This window comes from Maribacter halichondriae (assembly GCF_027474825.1).
Lineage (GTDB): Bacteria > Bacteroidota > Bacteroidia > Flavobacteriales > Flavobacteriaceae > Meishania > Meishania halichondriae.
Genome location: NZ_CP107030.1, coordinates 1,207,344 through 1,224,781, shown reverse-complemented (window position 1 = coordinate 1,224,781; position 17,438 = coordinate 1,207,344). Strand labels below are relative to the sequence as shown.

The following is a 17,438-nucleotide window of genomic DNA, read 5'->3' as shown; positions in this document are numbered from 1 at the left end:
AGCAATCTATTATTCTACCATTTCGGCCGGCCCGTAGACTTTCTGGCCTATGGTCAATAATTTCCCCCAATGCTTACTAAAGGCATGCACATTTTCAGTTTCTATTCCGTCAGCGTTATATACCGGGTAGCCCCGATTTTTCCATTCGAATATACCTCCATAGAGATTTTTCACGTTGGTATAGCCTGCTTTTTGGAGTTTCTCGCCAATATTTTCAGAGCGAACCCCGATGGAACAATACACTACAATCTGTTTATTTTTTTTGGGAACTTTTTTTAGAAGGGTATCGATTTCAAAAGTTTTATGCCCGACCCAGAGGGCATCTTCAAGATGGCTGACCTCGAATTCTTCTTTTTCCCGGGCATCAAGTAAAAGAACTATATCATTGCCCGAAAGCTCTTCGACCTGAATATAGGGAACACTTTCTTTATTGAATTTTTTAAGGTCTTGTCCAGCTTTTTTTGGGCATCGACCGATGGTGAAAAAACAAAGATTAGCGCAAGTGTTAAAAGAAATCGCATAATGACGGTTCAATTATGTCACAAAGATACTATTTTAGGGGTACTTGAAATTACCTATGTACAACGTTTAGCGTAAAAAATGAAATTAAAGAAAACCTTAATGCCAATTGTCTGTATACTATTCGCTTCTATGGCCTGCAAAGAAAAACAACCTGAAAAAATTGAAGATGTAGCGGAAGAAGTTAGAACGGAATACTATACCGAACCCTACCGTCCACAATTTCATTTTTCTCCCGAAGAAAATTGGATGAACGATCCGAATGGATTAGTGTATAATGATGGGGTGTATCATCTGTTTTTCCAGTACTATCCTGAAGATATTGTTTGGGGGCCCATGCATTGGGGGCATGCAATAAGCTCCGATATGATTCATTGGGCGCATAAACCCATCGCACTTTTCCCAGATGAGCACGGTTTGATTTTTTCGGGAAGTGCAGTTCTTGACGAAGCAAATACTTCAGGGTTCGGAAAAGAGGGTAATTCACCTTTGGTGGCCATTTTCACCTATCATCTTATGGAAGGCGAAAAAGCGGGGCGTACCGATTTTCAGACCCAAGGCATTGCCTACAGTCTGGACAATGGGGATACATGGACGAAATATGAAGGTAACCCCGTAATCGGAAATGATGGTATAAAAGATTTTAGAGACCCCAAGGTTTTTTGGAACGATAAAGAAAACGTATGGACGATGCTCTTGGTAGCGGGTGACCATCTTCAAATCTGGAATTCCCCTGATTTGAAAGAATGGGAAAAGGTGAGCGAATTCGGAAAAGATCAAGGAGCGCATGGTGGGGTTTGGGAATGTCCCGATTTATTCAAATTAAAGGTTGAGGGTTCCGAGGAGGAGAAATGGGTGCTTTTGATCAGCATCAATCCTGGAGCACCAAATGGAGGTAGCGGCACGCAATATTTTATCGGAGACTTTGATGGAACGACATTTACTTCCGACCAGAAGGATAATCGCTGGATCGATTGGGGTACCGATAATTATGCCGGGGTAACCTATAATAATGTTCCCGGCGGAGACCGAATTTTTATAGGATGGATGAGCAATTGGACCTATGCCCGGGATACACCTACCGAAAAATGGCGAAGCGCAACGACCTTGCCCAGAAAATTAGCTTTGCAGAAGATAAACGGTAGGTATGAACTTATCAACTATCCTTTGTCCAATCTGGATAAGATTATTACAGCAGGGTCGAAAGAGACTGTAACCATCGAGGGTGGAGCCAATGTGGAAAAGACCTTCGAAAATTTCAACCAATCTGAAACAAAGTTCTTAACTAGCTCGAAAGACTTTCAAATCACCTTTAAAAATAAAAACGACGAGCAATTGATATTGACTTCGAATGGTGAAAAACAACTATTGAGGCTGGATCGAAGTCGATCGGGCAAGACCGATTTTCAAGAGGACTTTGGCACTACAATGCAGATGCCCGTAACCAATCTACCGAATGGGGAATATGAAGTTCGTATTCTAATAGATCGATCATCCATCGAAGTTTTTGTCAATAAGGGGCAGTACGTGATGACGGCACAGATATTTCCTAATGAACAGTATAACACGATGGAAATAAAGAATACCTCTCAAAAGTCTTTCGAATTAAAAGATTTCGGAATCAATCTTGTCAAGCGCATATGGTAGAGATTATGGGTGATTTTAAATCACTTCAATAGGTGTTCTCCGACATTTCTCGCGCCAAAACCTCTAAATCAATGCCAATGACTTCTTTGTTGACCCGCAGCACTTCGGTGCGTAAACCAACGGGCAGCTTAGAAAACCCATCTTTCGCTCCCAAAATCATTCCAGCTACCGCGGCCACTGTGTCATTGTCCCTGCCGTAGTTCACGATAAATTGTAGTGTCTTTTCAAAATCGCCTTTGCCGAATTGAAGCGCCGTGACCAAAATCTGCCATATTTCCCCAGAATGAAAGGCGATGGCCTTCTTGTCTTTTTCCAGAAATTGGTTGACCATTTCCTGCCGCATCCAATCTTTTTGATTTCCGGGATATCCATTGGGTATCCTAAAAAGTATCGAATCTTGTCGGGTCAATGTATCCTTTAAAACCAATTGTTCAACGGAGAGTGTATTTTTAATAGAAGCATCCGCTACCGAATAGGCAATACGCCCTACCAAACGACTATTTTGATAGCCTTGTGGGTCGATAAATGTAGCTGTGTTCAAAATCGAATCCATATTCTGGGTTCGCAAGGCCATGTGGGTCATAGCGGCAACGAGGGCCGAGATATCCTTTGCATATCCCAAATCAAAAATGGCATGTTCGTAGGCGGTGTTGTAGGCATTTTCAGGAGTCTCGGCAACCAAACCGAACATGGGCGTGTACAATTGACCGGCACAAGACATTTCGCCACCATAAAAACGGTTTTGTGCGGATTGGTATTCAGACGTTCCTTTTTTATAGGCCATGGCGACCCGCGCCCATTCTTTGATCCAATCGAGTTTTTCGATTTTATCGTCGACGGCATCGGTGTCGATCAAAATATCCTTATCTCCCAAAGTCTTGGCTACCGATTCATAATAGCCGACGATGAAGTCCGCAAAATTTTCAGGACTCCTCTTTTCTTCGGATTGATTGAAGTATTTTACCATGAGGTACTTCCAACGGGTATCATCGGTAGTGGCCCCTGCCAAAAGATTGTGTGCCCAGGTACCTTCTGGGGACTGTTCGCGTACGGCCGGGGTAAGACCTGTAATGTATCCGTATTTCAATTGAATATCTTTTCTGTGCCACATTTCGGTAGAGGCACCCATCGCATCGCCGATGGCCGAACCTACCAAGGCACCGAGAACTTTGTCGTAGTATGCTTCTTTGCTCAATTGAAGTGTGTCTGAAACAAAGGCGGTTTTTATGGGTGAGGGAATCGTAACGTCGGATTTCGATTTTTTGCACGCCAGAACCGAGAGAAAGGAAAGAAGGCCAAATAAAATCAATCTTTTAGTCATGCCATAATCATTTTATAAGCCTTTTTCAAAAGCGATTTTCTTTCTTTGATGGTACGTTCCATTGGCAATTGTGCCAAACCTATTAGGCGCCTAATGATTTCTATGCCAGCGATTTGAGCAACCAATTTTTCATCGACCTCTCCATTGTATTGCGCCAAGATGCGTTTCAAATACTTTTTCTTGCCTGAAGCCATGATGAGGTGCGCCACCATAACACCGAGATCAAATTCAGCGAATCCGACAAAACCGAACTCTGGGTCGATGACATATAGATTATTGGTTTCGGTCATCCAACTGCCGGGGTAATAATCTCCGTGCAGAAGGGTAGTACCTTTCGAAAGATAACGGTCACCTATTTTTTTAACGATTTTTTTCAAAGCGTTATCCTTTTTATAGGAAAGGGACAGTTCTTGTAGACCGGGTTGAATTTCATCCAAAGAAAAACCATTATCCTCCATGAAGGGAAGTACAAAAATGTGTTGATGGTTAAGTTTTCGCATTTCAATATTATCGGGAAAATCTTGCGGAACTTTTGTTCGATGTATCAACCCAAGAATAAATATCAACTTTTGCAGTTCCTTTTTATCGATGGTTCGCTTCTGGTAGAGACTGGTCATGTCCTCACAATTTCCCAAATCTTCAAGGAGTAGTAGATGGTCTTCCATATCGTATCCCAATATTTTGGGAATATGTGCACTCAGGGCACTATTTTGAATGGCCTCATAGAACTCATGTTCCACCGCTATTCGATCTAAAGGGGCCTTAATCTGTTGATATTTCTGAACAAAAGGGCGAGACTGTTTCAAAATAAGCGAACGCTGGTTCGTTATTGCCCGCAGTACCACGTTCATATTGCCCTCCCCTGGTTTTTCTATGCCTAGTATTTCTTCATTTTTTGATAACAACCAATCGTTTTGATGCATATATTCTTGCAATTCAGAAATTGGAATATCGAGGTCTATGTGTTTCATCTTCAGGCTACTCTTTTAAAATAATTTGCCAAAAGTCAGAAACCATTTCTTCAGCGGATAAGCTCGTATATATACGTATGGGTCGTTGTTCGTTTTCTTTCGGTGTCATAAAAGTACTTTTTTCCGCCAATTCTGGGTGTATAAGGGCTTCGATTATTGCCAAATCCCACATGATCCATCTTTACTTGAATGAACCTTTCCAAGAATTTCGCACCTTCCATCGATTCGCATGTTTTGGAAAGCACCGTTTGCCAATCTCCGGCGACTTTGGTAAAGCTCTTCTTGAAATAATGAGCATTGGGCTGTTCAAGACGATTTTAGAGTTTTGGGGTTTCTCCAATACAATATTTGTCGATGGTCTTACTATGCTGGATGTATAGGTAATGCAAACGTAAATCTAAACAAAAAACCCCGCATTTGCGGGGTTTCTGTGGTGCCTCCAGGAATCGAACCAGGGACACATGGATTTTCAGTCCATTGCTCTACCAACTGAGCTAAGGCACCAATTTTTCAATATTTTTTTGTAGCCCCAAGTAAGTGGCTCGCATCCTCTGCAAGCTTTGCCGAAGGCGGGTGCAAATATAATTTCAAATTTAGGATAAACAAACAAAATCGGTAAAAAAGGCTTTTGTTTTTTTCCATTTATTGATCTTTGTAAAATGAATCTAATTATAGATGCAGGTAATAGCCTTGTGAAGTTTGCCATCTTCGAAAAGAGAACCCTTCTTTTTGATGACTCGGCTAACAATCAACAGTTTGTGGATCATATAAAGGATATGTTCAAAAAGTATCCCAAAATAAAGTATGCCATTGTCTCGTCGGTGGGCCATGTTGATGAGAAGGATATTGCCGTACTTTCCGTTTTTTGCAAGGTGCACATATTGAGCCATGCCTCGAAAACACCTTTCAAAAACTCGTATGCCACGCCTCAAACTTTAGGGGTCGATAGAATAGCCTTGGCCACGGCCGCATTTTATCATAACCCCAACGGAAATACATTGGTTTTGGATGCCGGAACGTGCCTCACTTACGATATGGTCAACGATTATGGTGAGTATTTGGGCGGGGCGATATCCCCGGGTTTGATGATGCGTTATAAAGCCCTGCACGAACATACCTCCAAACTGCCACTTTTAAGTCCAGGACAGCTCCTCGACTTTATTGGCAACTCTACTGAAAGTAGTATACATAGCGGCGTTTTGAACGGTATTTCTGCCGAAATAGACGGAGTTATCGACCAGTATCGCAACCGATTTGCACATTTAACAGTTATTTTAACAGGTGGCGATAGCCAATTTTTGTCTAAACGATTAAAAAATACCATCTTTGCCAATTCCAAATTTCTCCTTGAGGGGCTAAACTATTTGCTGGAATACAACAAAATCTAGATGGTAAAAAAATTGGTTTTGCTATACTGTGCTTCGTCACTTTAGGCATATGTGCACAAGACGGTACCATTTCTCCTTATTCTTATTTCGGTATTGGCGATATGCGTAATTTGGGCACGGTCGAAAATCAAATGATGGGCGGTATCGGTATGTTCGCGGATAGCATCCACATTAATTTTAAAAACCCTGCTGCGTACAGTAAATTAGGCGTGCAGGCGGGAGAAGATTTCGGGATAACTACATATGCAGCTGGTGTGTCACATAAGATGATACGGCTCAAAAGCTTTACCGAGCAACAGAATACCTCAATCACCAACCTTGACTATTTGGCACTCGCCTTCACGCTTCGCAAAGGATGGGGCCTCGGTTTTGGAATTATGCCATTTTCTTCGGTTGGCTACAGTTTATTTTCGGAGAATACCAATAGCACTGGCGCCGAGGTTACTAATTCATATACCGGTGAGGGCGGACTGAACCGTGTATATATGTCTACAGGATACCAAATTTTTAAGGATGTAAGTATCGGGGTGACCGCTAATTTTAATTTTGGAAAATTTGATTATAGAAGGATACAGAGTGTCGAAGGTGTACAGTTCGGTACGTTAGATGATAGATCTTCCCGTGTTAATGGTTTGGATTTTAACTATGCCCTGAGCTATACACCTACTTTTAAGGATAAGTACAACCTTGTGGCTTCGGTACGAATCAATACACAGGCGAACCTAGTGTCCGAAAACACGCAACAAGTAGGTTCTTTCTCGTTGGTCAACGGTCAAAATATTGAAGTGCTCGATGTAGACCTTGCCGCCCAAGATTTGCGAAATACCGAATTGAAGATACCGACCACTACTACATTGGGGCTGGGCTATGGGGAGGAACGCAAGTGGTTTGTCGGTGCGGAGTACAGTTTTCAAGGATTAAGCTCCTTTTCTAACGATTTTCTTGGTGTCGATAACCTGGAATACAAAGATGCCAGCAGTTTGGCATTGGGAGGATTTTTTATACCCGAAGCTACATCCTTCACGAGCTATTTAAAAAGGGTCACCTATAGGGCAGGCGTTCGTTTGGACAAGACGGGAATGATCGTTAACAACACAGAGATAAATAACTTTGGCATAACTTTTGGTCTTGGGTTACCGTTGAGTAGAAGTTTTTCCAATTTAAACCTCGGGTTCGAATTCGGCAGAAGAGGTACTACTTCGGCCGATTTGTTGGAAGAAAGTTACTTCAAAGTCAATGTTGGCATGTCATTGAACGATCAATGGTTTAGAAAACGAAAAATAAATTAATAAAAATTTAGTACATTAACCACAATAAACAAAACAGTATGAAAACGAAACTTTACTTCACGGCAGTGATGCTTCTTGGTTGTATGATGGCCGGTAACGCCCAGGCGCAAAACCCTGAATGTATGACCAACCTCTCTATTTTTTCAGAGCATGCGAAGGTAAAAAACTATGATGCGGCGTACGCGCCTTGGAAAATGGTCTATGATAACTGTCCAGACGCGAACTGGGCCATTTATGCATATGGTGAACGTATTTTAAAGGATAAGATAGAAAAATCTTCCGGTGGCGATAAGGACGCACTTGTCAATGAATTATTTGGCGTATGGGACAATAGTTTGAAGTATTTCCCTAAAAAAGCAAAAAAAGCCGACGTTATTATCGATAAGGTATTGTTGAAATACGACAATAAAATGATCAATGACGATGATATCTATGCACAACTCAGTCAAGCCTTTACCGAAGACAGGGCTAATTTCAAAAACCCCAAGGCTCTTTATTTGTATTTCTCAAGCCTGGTAGATTTACATAAGGCGGGCAAAAAAGATTTACAAGAGGTATTCGATGTTTATGATGAGGTTACCGAAAAAATCGAGGATGAAAATGACAAATTGACCGACAATATTGCTAAGTTACTACCTAAGGAAGAGGCGAACACCTTGACGTCGAAAGAGAAGAAACAACTGAGTTCGTATAACAGCTATTCTGAAAATTACGGTAAGATAGCCGGAAGTATTGATTCCAAATTAGGTGCTCTAGCAGACTGTACTAACTTGATACCGCTTTACGAAAAGAGCTTTGAAGAGAAAAAAGGTGATATTACCTGGGTTAAGAGAGCTGTAGGAAGAATGTTCAGTAAAGAATGTACCGATGAACCCTTGTTCAGTAAAATGGTGGAGATCCAAGCAAGCCTTGATCCTTCTGCAGATGTTTACGTCTACCTCGGAACTCTTAAAATGAAAAATGGTGATTCGAAAGGGGCATTGGCCGATTTTGACAAAGCACTGAGTTTGGAGACCGATGGTAAGAAAAAGTCCAATATCGCCTACAAGGTTGCTGTTATCAACAAACGAAAAGGCAGTAAGTCAACGGCGAGAAAATATGCCCAAGCGGCAATTGATTCTAACCCTGCGAACGGTCGTGCCTACTTATTGATTGCTAATTTGTACGCAACAAGTGCCAACGATTGTGGTAGTACGCCTTTTGAAAAGCGTGCGATGTATTGGAAAGCTGCAGATATGGCCAGAAAGGCGGGTAGGGTAGATCCCTCGTTAAGTTCATCCGCAAGTCAGTCTGCTGCAAGTTATGCGGCCAAGGCCCCAACTAAAGAAATGATATTTTCGGCTGGCATGGCCGGTAAAACGGTTTCTTTCAGTTGTTGGGTAGGTGGTAGCGTAAAAGTGCCGAATCTATAAGATGATAATCCGTTTGAGAAATAGATTTATAGGCATTGCCGTGGTGTTTTCCATGGCAATGCTTTTTTTTGCATGTACCGATAATTATAAGCGGGTAGGTGAAGAAGCTCAAAAAGAGATGTATCCTCGGGGGATAGCCGAGAACTCCGAACTGACCTATAGTGAATTGAACGAGCCTCTAGAGGGTGTTGAAGCAAAGGCAGCAAATAATATTGCGGTTTTAAGAAGTCCGATTGCGTATAATTATGAAAATCTACTCTTTCCATATCGACTATTCCCTGAGGGTCTGGAAGTTGATTTCTTTGATGAAAACGGAGAAAAGAATAAAGTCAGGGCAGATTATGGTATTATCTACTCTGCCACAAATTTAATAGATTTACAGGGCAACGTGGTTTTGGAGACTCCCGATGGCAAAAAATTGGAAACTCCTCAGTTATATTATGATCAGGATAATCAATGGATCTTCACCCAAGAAGTCTTTAAATTCACCAACCCTGAAGATGGCACCATCATGGATGGCGAAGGAATGGATTTCAATAGAGAACTAAGTTTTTTAAATGCGCATAAGACATACGGTTTAATGACGATAAAAGAAAAAGAATAGTATGGGAAAATTCTTTAAATATACGATATATGTGAATCTCATTATTGCTATATTATCCACTATAATGGCGTTTAATCTTTGGGATACCGATAGAAATAGGGCCTATATTTTTATCTTCTTGGCGGTCATCACCGGATTTATGTTCTTTTTCAGAAGGTTTTATTTCAAAAAGTTCGAACAACGAAAACGCGATAACCAAAACTGACCGTGGAGACATCGATATTGATCATTGTGGGGTCGCTATTGTTCTCTGCCTTTTTCTCGGGCATGGAGATCGCCTTTATTTCGGCCAATAAAATCCATATCGAAATTGTAAAGAAACAAGATGGGTTTTTGGCCAAAGTGCTTACGCGACTGACCAAAAAGCCATCGAAGTTTATCGCGACGATGCTCATTGGCAATAATATCGCACTGGTCATCTACGGGTTCTTTATGGGGGAATTATTGATGAACTGGTTTACCAGTATGGGTCCGTCTTCAAATGCTTTTTTGAATGGACTTTTGACCGATTTCAGCCTGCTTTCGCAAACCATTATTTCTACGCTGATTATCCTGTTTACGGCCGAATTTTTACCAAAAGTGCTATTTCAGATTTATTCGAACAGTCTTTTGAAGATTTTGGCGTTTCCTGCCTATCTGTTCTATATTCTGTTTTCATTCATATCCGACTTCGTTATCAAGGTTTCCGATTTTATATTGAAAAACTTCTTCGGTACTGCGGGTGACGAGGTACAACTTGCCTTTAGTAAGGTAGAATTGGGCGATTACATTACAGAACAAATGGAAACGGTAGCGGAAGAAGACGAGGTCGATTCCGAAATTCAAATTTTTCAGAATGCCCTTGAGTTTGCGGCCGTCAAGGCCCGTGAAGTTATGGTTCCCCGAACCGAGATTACGGCCGTAGAACTACATGAGACCCCAAAAAACCTCGCCAAGCTTTTTACGGAAACCGGGTATTCGAAAATATTGGTGTACAAAGACACTATTGACAATGTTGTAGGCTATGTACATTCTTACGAACTTTTTAAAAAACCTAAAACCATCAAGAGTATTTTGCTGCCGGTCGAGTTTGTGCCTGAAACGATGCTGATTCACGATGTTTTGAACGTGCTTACCAAGAAACGAAAAAGTATCGCCGTGGTATTGGATGAATATGGGGGCACTTCAGGTCTTATGACGGTCGAAGATATTGTTGAAGAGCTTTTCGGTGAAATAGAAGATGAGCATGATACGACCGACCTGATAGAAGAGCAGATGACCGGGACAACCTATAAATTTTCCGCTAGACTTGAGGTCGACTATCTCAATGAACAATATAAGCTAGAGCTTCCGGAAGATGACGAATACGAAACCTTGGGGGGCTCATCGTCAACGAAATTGGGGAAATACCCGAAAAAGACTCCGAAATAAAAATTGACGGTTTCCTTATCACCATTTTAGAGGTTTCAAGTACAAAAATAGACTTGGTCACCTTGCAGGTACTAGAAAAAGACTAAGCCCCTGAACGACTTCTATTTGAATGGTTTTACTTTTAATATTTCAAAAGAAAATGGTAATTTCGCCAACTGATTTTAAACAAACCATATAATGGCAATTTTAGAGAATATAAGGAAACGTACGACCATTTTGATATTGATTATTGGTCTTGCCTTGTTCGCGTTCGTAATATCGGGCGTTTTTACCAACAGTAGTATGACAGGTCAAAAGGTCGGTACTTCGGTAGCCGAAATTAATGGCGAGGAAATTTCCATCGATGCGTTTAGACAAAAAGTCGAATTGGCTTCTCGTAGACAAGGGCCAACAACCTCTTCGATGCAAGTGATCAACCAGGTGTGGGATCAAGAAGTGCGTAATACCATATTAAGTGAGCAGTTCGAAGATTTGGGTATCGACATCGAACGGGATCAGATTATGGACTATATCAAGAACATTCCTTCATATTCTCAAAGTCCTCAATTTCAAAATGAGAGTGGAGTTTTTGATGAGAACAAGTTCAGGGAGTTTATTGCGGATATGAAAGTAAACAATCCGGCGCAATATGATCTATGGCTGCAAGATGAAGAGTCCATTATACAGAATGCGAAACAACAGACCTATTTCAATTTGATCAAGGCTGGAGTTGTAGCAACGCTGAAAGAAGGAGAACTGGACTATAATTTGGCGAACACCAAAATGGATATCCAATATGTTCGGGTCCCTTATTCTTCAATTCCGGATAGTACCATCAATGTCACCAAAAGTGAAATCTCGGAATACATCAATGCCCATAAAGAAGATTTCAAACAAGATGCCGCGCGCGACATTCAATTTGTCTATTTTGAAGAGAAGCCATCTTTGGCAGATGAAAACGCCGTCAAAGAAGAAGTATCAAAATTGTTGGACGATACAGTTGAGTACAATGCACAGACCGATAAAACGGATACCATTTTGGGCATGAGAAATACAAAAAACATTGCTGCGTTTCTCGACCGTCGTTCAGATACCAAATACGATACTATTTATAGGGCCAAAAATGATTTACCGGCCAGTTTCGCGGATACTTTGGCAGCTTTAAAGGAAGGGGAACTTTTCGGCCCGTATCGTGACGGAGATTTTTTCAAAATCTCAAAGATGATCGACCGAAAGCTGAACGGAAGTGTAAAGGCCAGCCATATCTTGATTACCTATGAGGGAGCGATGAGGGCCAACCCTGATGTCAAAAGAACTAAAGAAGAAGCCGAGGTACGGGCCAAAGAACTCTTGATCGAGGCCAAGAAAAAGGATGCCGTTTTCGTTGAATTGGCACGTGACAACTCCGATGGTCCATCTGCACCGAATGGTGGTGACCTAGGCTATTTTCAAGAAGGCATCATGACACCAAAATTCAATGATTTTGCTTTCGATAATCCTATTGGTACAATAGGTTTGGTAGAGACCGAATTTGGTTTCCATATTGTAAAGGTAGACGATAAGCAAGATATCATGCAGATTGCCACATTGACCCGTGAAATCGAACCCTCTGAAGAAACAATAAATTCGCTGTTTACCGACGCCACTAAATTTGAAATGGAATCCATAGATTCTGACAAGTCATTTACGGCCTTGGCCCAAGAAAATGAATATTCAGTGCTGCCTGTCAATAAAATCAAAGCTATGGACGAAAACCTACCAGGTCTTGGTGCACAGCGTAATATCGTGCAGTGGGCCTTTAATCCTGAAACGGAAGTGGGAGACATCAAGCGCTTCAATATCAATAACGGATATGCTATTGCCCAAGTTACGGCAAGCTATAAGGAGGGCCTGATGGCACCAGAAGATGCTTCGGCGACCGTACTTCCTAAAATCAGAAAAGAAAGAAAGGCCGCACAGCTGATTTCGGCCAATAACGGTAAGAGCATGGATGCCTTTGCGGCGGACAACAATGTAAGTAAAAGTACGGCAACGGCCTTGACCGTAAAGTCACCCACTATTCCCGGTGCGGGTAGTGAGCCTGTGGTCATTGGTACGGCCTACGCCATGGCCGAAGGCGAAACTTCTAACCTAATTGAAGGTGAAACAGGAGTCTACATGATTACACTGACCAAAAAAGAAGAGGCGCCGAAACTAGAAAACTATAGCACTTTTGCAAATTCTTTACAATCTGCGAATGCGGCCAAAGTGAATACGGCGGTGTATGAAGCTTTAAAAGAAGCTTCTGAAATTGAGGATAGGAGAGCTACATTCTACTAGTTGAAAAAAATTAGGCCAACACCATTTCGGAATAGGGTATGATCGTTTCATACCCTTTTTTCATGAAATAATCGGTAGTGTTTTCGTTGCCGGTGGCCAAAACAAAATCTCCGCCCCAAGCACCGAGACTTTTTACTTTTCCAAAATAATCGGAAAATAGTCTTTCTTGAACCGTGGGAATGCCCAATACTTCTGATAGGGTTTTTTCGTGTAGGGCAAGTAGACGATTGAAATCGTCAAGGGCGGTGCTTGAGACCATTTCTTGCGTAATTTCGGTAATCTGTTCGATTAGGGCGTTTTTGTCAATCTTCCTTTGTCGATAGGCGGCAATCCCCTCTCTACTGTTCTGTTTTTTGTTGAGGTATATGAAATATAGTCGATCCTTAAAATGCGGATTGAACACAATCTCTTCCACAGCGGGTCTTTTGTTTTTCAGTTTGTAAAGAATGGCGTGGTCGTGCTGCGCACAGGCAATGTCATACCCGCTTCCTCCAAAAGTTGCTGCAAGTAATTCAAAAGCGTTTACATCGGCCCATTCAGCAATAGTATTTATCAAGGTCGATGAAGAACCCAAACCCCAATCTTTCGGAAATGTAAGCTCGGTCTCAATTTCGTAACCTTGGGTACTATGCAAGAAATCAGTATTCAAACGTTGTGCCTCTGATAGTATTTTTAGCAACATTTTCGAGGTATCGGGATGAGAACTTTCGACTTCCTCAAGGGGCTCTGTTTTGTAAATCCCTTCGAACCAGATTTTCCCTTTGTGATCCAGACTTTTCCAAAAGAGATTTTGGCTTGTTTTTTTCGTCACCCTCAAATACTGTCCGAATTTGGTAGGAACCGCCCATCCTTGTGCACCATCCAAAATCGCATATTCACCTGACACTAATAGTTTTCCGTTGCTGTAGAATTCTTGGGTCATTACCGATTTCTTAGTTGTTCGAAAGCTTCGACAACGGCATTATGGGTGGCCGCATTTTTTTTGAAGTGCTCGATCAGCTTCTTCTTCTCATCGTCATTGGCACCTAATTGGTTTAAAATGTTCAAGAGATGCATTTTCATATGGCCTTCCTGAATTCCGGTGGTGACCAAAGAACGTACTGCAGCAAAGTTTTGCGCTAACCCGGCAACCGCGACAATTTGCATTAGTTCTTCCGCCGAGGGGTTTCCTAAAATTTCCAAGGCCAACTTTACCAAAGGGTGAAGGCTGGTGAGCCCGCCAACAGTTCCCAAGGCTAGTGGAATTTCCATCCAAAATCTAAACTGCCCATTTTCGACCGAGGCATGGGTCAAACTTGAATAGGAACCGTTTCTCGCTGCATAGGCATGTACACCGGCCTCTACGGCCCTAAAATCGTTTCCGGTGGCGAGTACAACGGCGTCGATTCCGTTCATGATGCCTTTATTATGTGTGACCGCCCGATGCGGTTCTACCATGGCAATGTTTACCGCCCTGACCATCTTTTCGGCAAATTTTTCAGCGGAAATAGAATTTCCGACATTCAACTCCGCGATAGGACAACTCACTTCGGCCCTGACCAAACAGTTGGGAACGTAGTTGCTCAAGATGCTCATAACAATTTCGAAATCTTTCTCCTTATCGGTAAAGGCATTGAAATGTTGCGCTTCCTCTTTGAAAGTCTTGGCAAACTGTTCTAGACAAGAATTGATAAAATTGGCCCCCATGGCATCCGAGGTTTCAAAGGTGCAATGTAATTGATAGTAGTTCTCGAGCTTGTTCGTTTGATCGCGAAGTTCGATATTCGAAATGCCACCGCCCCTTTTTTGCATGTTCTTGGTGAGGGAAGAAGTACTGGATAATAGTTTACGATGTACTTCCACAAAAAAGTCCTTCAGTTTTTGTGCCTCACCATAGTACATAAAATGCACTTGTCCAATTTTTTCGGTACCTAGTACGGTCGTTTTAAATCCCCCACGTTCCAACCAAAATTTTGCAGCTTTACTTGCTGCGGCCACTACTGAACTTTCCTCAATGGCCATGGGTATGGCATATAATTCGTCATTGACCAAGAAATTGGGGGCAATCCCAAAAGGCAGATAATAGTTGCTGATCGTGTTTTCTATAAACTCGTCGTGCAATTTTTGCAACGCGTCATCGGAACTCCAATATCGTTTTAGGGTTTCTTTAGAAGTTTCGGGGTTTTTGGTATAATGGGTCGCTATCCAATCTATTTTTTCGGTTTTGGTCAGTTTGGAAAATCCCTCGATAGGCTTGATCATATAACTTTGGATTTCGGTATAAATATACTCATAATGAGATTAAGGATTGTGGTGATGAGTCCATCGAGAACCAGCTCATTTTAAGGCAAAAGGCTATTTTTTTCGCAAAATTATCACTAAACTTGAAAGTTTTAATTCAATTTTTAAGAAACTAATGCAAAAAACATTTTTACTCCTGTTCTTGGCCGCTTTTTCCTTGACCTATGTGGCCGCCCAGCAAAAACAAATTACCGTAGAAGAAATTTATCAGGGTGCTTTCAGAACTGAGGGCCTAGATGCGCTTCGATCGCTAAAAAATGGTAAACAGTATACCATTTTAAACGTTGACCGATCCTCCCAGACCAGTACTATCGACACCTATGACTATAAAACTTTGGAGAAGGTCGCTACTATAGTTTCATCAGACGATTTGACCGATGTGCCTTATTTTTCATCATATGAGTTTAGTTCGGATGAAACCAAGATTTTATTGGCCAGTGAGATCGAATCAATTTTCAGACGTTCGACACTTGGTATATTTCATGTGTACGACATCGCCTCAAAAGCATTGACCAGAATAGCGGATACCAAAATTCAGGAACCTTCACTTTCTCCTGATGGAAAACAAGTAGCCTATGTTTATGAAAACAACCTATATATTTTCGATATTGCCAATAAATCTACAAAACAACTAACCACCGACGGGGTAAAAAATAAGATTATCAATGGGGTTACCGATTGGGTATATGAAGAGGAGTTTTCTTTTGTAAGGGCTTTTGAATGGAATTCAGACGGAACAAAAATTGCCTTTTTACGCTTCGATGAAACCAATGTCCCAGAATTTTCAATGGATGTCTACGGTGACGAACTATATCAAAAACCTTATGTTTTCAAATACCCCAAGGCGGGTGAAGACAATGCAATCGTCACGTTGCATATGTACGATTTAGCCTCTGGCACAATTTCGGATGTCGATTTGGGAGAAGCTTATTATATTCCTCGAATCAAATGGATGAACGACCCACGCAGTCTCAGCGTTCAGACCATAAACCGCCATCAGAACGATTTGAAATTGCAGCGCGTGAATACAATGGATAATAGTGTTACCCTATTATTACAGGAAAAAGACCCGGCCTATGTCGATATTCACGATAACCTTACCTTTCTAGCGGACGATAGTTTTATCTGGTCGAGCGAAAAAGATGGTTGGAACCATATCTACCTTCATAATGAAGATGGAAAATTGATGAACCAGATTACCAAAGGCCCATGGGAAGTTACCGCGTACTATGGTTATGACCAGAACGAAGACAAGATCTATTATCAATCTACCGAAAATGGTTCGATAAATCGAGGCGTGTACAGTGTCGATAGCAATGGAAAAAACAGAAAAGCCCTGACCGCCGAGGAAGGCACCAACAATGCAGATTTTAGTGCCGATTTTACCTATTTCATAAATACTTTCTCTAGCTCTGATACCCCACCTACCTATACCTTGCACAAGGCTTTGACCGGTAAAAAATTGAAGGATATTAAAGATAATGAGTCACTTTTGGAGACTTTGAAGAGTTATGAAATTGTCCCTAAAGAGTTTTCTACGATTTCAATAAATGGCAATGATCTGAATATGTACATGATGAAGCCAAAAGATTTTGACGAGAGTAAAAAGTACCCATTGTTTATGACCCAATATAGTGGTCCAGGTTCACAAAGTGTTTCGAACCGGTGGATGGGTGCTAACGACTATTGGCATCAAATGCTGGTCGCAGATGGCTATGTCGTAGTGTGTGTCGATGGACGCGGAACTGGTCTCAAGGGACGTGATTTTAAAAAAGTAACCTATTTGAATTTGGTAAAATATGAGACCGAAGACCAGATTGCCGCGGCCAAAAAAGTTGAGCGAACTCCCTTATATCGATGAAGACCGTACCGGAATTTGGGGCTGGAGCTTTGGCGGTCACATGGCTACCAACTGTATTTTAAAAGGTAATGATGTATTTGAAATGGGCATTGCCGTGGCACCGGTAACGAGCTGGCGATTTTATGATACTATTTATACGGAACGTTTCATGCGAACCCCGGCCGAAAACCCCGGTGGATATGATGACAATTCACCTTTCAATTACCCAGAACTCCTAAAGGGAGAATATCTTTTAGTGCACGGTTCGGGCGATGACAATGTGCATGTGCAGAATAGTATGCGCATGATAGAGGCACTCGTGCAAGCCAACAAACAATTTGATTGGGCGATTTATCCCGATAAAAATCATGGGATATATGGAGGTAATACGAGAATACACCTATTCACCAAATTGACCAACTTTGTAAAAGAAAACTTATAAAACCAATCTAATAATTT

At 41.6% G+C, this 17,438-nt stretch carries 12 protein-coding genes, 1 tRNA gene and 2 pseudogenes; 9 read left to right on the top strand and 6 right to left on the bottom strand.

Annotated elements, in window-relative coordinates:
- Nucleotides 1–9: 9 nt before the first annotated feature.
- Nucleotides 10–534 (bottom strand): rhodanese-like domain-containing protein, encoded by a 525-nt coding sequence (locus N8A86_RS05625; protein ID WP_273568157.1) that lies wholly within the window; start codon nt 532–534, stop codon nt 10–12.
- A gap of 66 nt (nt 535–600) precedes the next feature.
- Between N8A86_RS05625 and N8A86_RS05620 the strand changes: the two genes are divergently transcribed.
- Nucleotides 601–2,166 carry a glycoside hydrolase family 32 protein gene (locus N8A86_RS05620; protein WP_273568156.1) on the top strand — a complete coding sequence of 522 codons (1,566 nt, stop codon included), beginning with the start codon at nt 601–603 and terminating at the stop codon, nt 2,164–2,166.
- Nucleotides 2,167–2,191: 25 nt separating this feature from the next.
- Here the strand turns inward: N8A86_RS05620 and N8A86_RS05615 are convergent, their stop codons facing one another.
- The 3 genes from N8A86_RS05615 to N8A86_RS05605 all read right to left on the bottom strand — a co-directional run bounded on the left by N8A86_RS05615 (nt 2,192) and on the right by N8A86_RS05605 (nt 4,962).
- On the bottom strand, nt 2,192–3,487 hold the full coding sequence (locus N8A86_RS05615; RefSeq protein ID WP_273568155.1) for an ADP-ribosylglycohydrolase family protein: 1,296 nt from the start codon (nt 3,485–3,487) through the stop codon (nt 2,192–2,194).
- Nucleotides 3,484–4,458: a phosphotransferase gene (locus tag N8A86_RS05610; RefSeq protein ID WP_273568154.1), complete on the bottom strand. Its 975-nt coding sequence runs from the start codon at nt 4,456–4,458 to the stop codon at nt 3,484–3,486. The genes N8A86_RS05615 and N8A86_RS05610 overlap by 4 nt, the downstream gene beginning before the upstream one ends.
- A gap of 431 nt (nt 4,459–4,889) precedes the next feature.
- Nucleotides 4,890–4,962: transfer RNA gene (locus tag N8A86_RS05605), tRNA-Phe, on the bottom strand.
- 155 nt (nt 4,963–5,117) lie between these two features.
- On the opposite strand from N8A86_RS05605, the gene N8A86_RS05600 reads away from it, so the two are divergent.
- From N8A86_RS05600 to N8A86_RS05570, 7 genes and pseudogenes are all read left to right on the top strand, one after another.
- Entirely contained in the window at nt 5,118–5,846 is a 729-nt protein-coding gene (locus tag N8A86_RS05600; RefSeq protein WP_273568153.1) for a type III pantothenate kinase, read from the top strand.
- Nucleotides 5,831–7,135 (top strand): BamG family beta-barrel-assembly machinery protein, encoded by a 1,305-nt coding sequence (gene bamG, locus N8A86_RS05595; protein ID WP_488226203.1) that lies wholly within the window; start codon nt 5,831–5,833, stop codon nt 7,133–7,135. The genes N8A86_RS05600 and bamG overlap by 16 nt, the downstream gene beginning before the upstream one ends.
- A gap of 38 nt (nt 7,136–7,173) precedes the next feature.
- Complete coding sequence (locus N8A86_RS05590) at nt 7,174–8,547, top strand: tetratricopeptide repeat protein (protein WP_273568151.1); 1,374 nt, start codon at nt 7,174–7,176, stop codon at nt 8,545–8,547.
- A 1-nt stretch (nt 8,548) separates the two neighbouring features.
- Nucleotides 8,549–9,151: an LPS export ABC transporter periplasmic protein LptC gene (gene lptC, locus N8A86_RS05585; protein WP_273568150.1), complete on the top strand. Its 603-nt coding sequence runs from the start codon at nt 8,549–8,551 to the stop codon at nt 9,149–9,151.
- A gap of 1 nt (nt 9,152) precedes the next feature.
- A complete protein-coding gene (locus N8A86_RS05580) occupies nt 9,153–9,356 on the top strand; it encodes a hypothetical protein (RefSeq protein ID WP_273568149.1) in 204 nt (67 codons plus the stop codon).
- A 62-nt stretch (nt 9,357–9,418) separates the two neighbouring features.
- Nucleotides 9,419–10,647: pseudogene (locus N8A86_RS05575) on the top strand (hemolysin family protein).
- A 91-nt stretch (nt 10,648–10,738) separates the two neighbouring features.
- Nucleotides 10,739–12,859: a peptidylprolyl isomerase gene (locus tag N8A86_RS05570; protein ID WP_273568148.1), complete on the top strand. Its 2,121-nt coding sequence runs from the start codon at nt 10,739–10,741 to the stop codon at nt 12,857–12,859.
- A 10-nt stretch (nt 12,860–12,869) separates the two neighbouring features.
- Here the strand turns inward: N8A86_RS05570 and N8A86_RS05565 are convergent, their stop codons facing one another.
- Entirely contained in the window at nt 12,870–13,781 is a 912-nt protein-coding gene (locus N8A86_RS05565; protein ID WP_273568147.1) for a GYDIA family GHMP kinase, read from the bottom strand.
- Nucleotides 13,781–15,100, bottom strand: coding sequence for a hydroxymethylglutaryl-CoA reductase, degradative (locus N8A86_RS05560; protein ID WP_430682181.1), 1,320 nt, complete (start codon nt 15,098–15,100; stop codon nt 13,781–13,783). Before N8A86_RS05560 ends, N8A86_RS05565 begins: the two co-directional genes overlap by 1 nt.
- 154 nt (nt 15,101–15,254) lie before the next feature.
- Here N8A86_RS05560 and N8A86_RS05555 point away from each other — a divergent pair.
- Nucleotides 15,255–17,421: pseudogene (locus tag N8A86_RS05555) on the top strand (S9 family peptidase).
- Nucleotides 17,422–17,438 lie beyond the last annotated feature (17 nt).

Coding starts and splice junctions, on each gene's coding strand:
- N8A86_RS05615 (WP_273568155.1), bottom strand. CDS start 3,487: ATGACTAAAAGATTGATTTTATTTGGCCTTCTTTCCTTTCTCTCGGTT.
- N8A86_RS05580 (WP_273568149.1), top strand. CDS start 9,153: ATGGGAAAATTCTTTAAATATACGATATATGTGAATCTCATTATTGCT.
- N8A86_RS05620 (WP_273568156.1), top strand. CDS start 601: ATGAAATTAAAGAAAACCTTAATGCCAATTGTCTGTATACTATTCGCT.
- N8A86_RS05570 (WP_273568148.1), top strand. CDS start 10,739: ATGGCAATTTTAGAGAATATAAGGAAACGTACGACCATTTTGATATTG.
- lptC (WP_273568150.1), top strand. CDS start 8,549: ATGATAATCCGTTTGAGAAATAGATTTATAGGCATTGCCGTGGTGTTT.
- N8A86_RS05610 (WP_273568154.1), bottom strand. CDS start 4,458: ATGAAACACATAGACCTCGATATTCCAATTTCTGAATTGCAAGAATAT.
- N8A86_RS05565 (WP_273568147.1), bottom strand. CDS start 13,781: ATGACCCAAGAATTCTACAGCAACGGAAAACTATTAGTGTCAGGTGAA.
- N8A86_RS05600 (WP_273568153.1), top strand. CDS start 5,118: ATGAATCTAATTATAGATGCAGGTAATAGCCTTGTGAAGTTTGCCATC.
- N8A86_RS05560 (WP_430682181.1), bottom strand. CDS start 15,100: ATGATCAAGCCTATCGAGGGATTTTCCAAACTGACCAAAACCGAAAAA.
- N8A86_RS05590 (WP_273568151.1), top strand. CDS start 7,174: ATGAAAACGAAACTTTACTTCACGGCAGTGATGCTTCTTGGTTGTATG.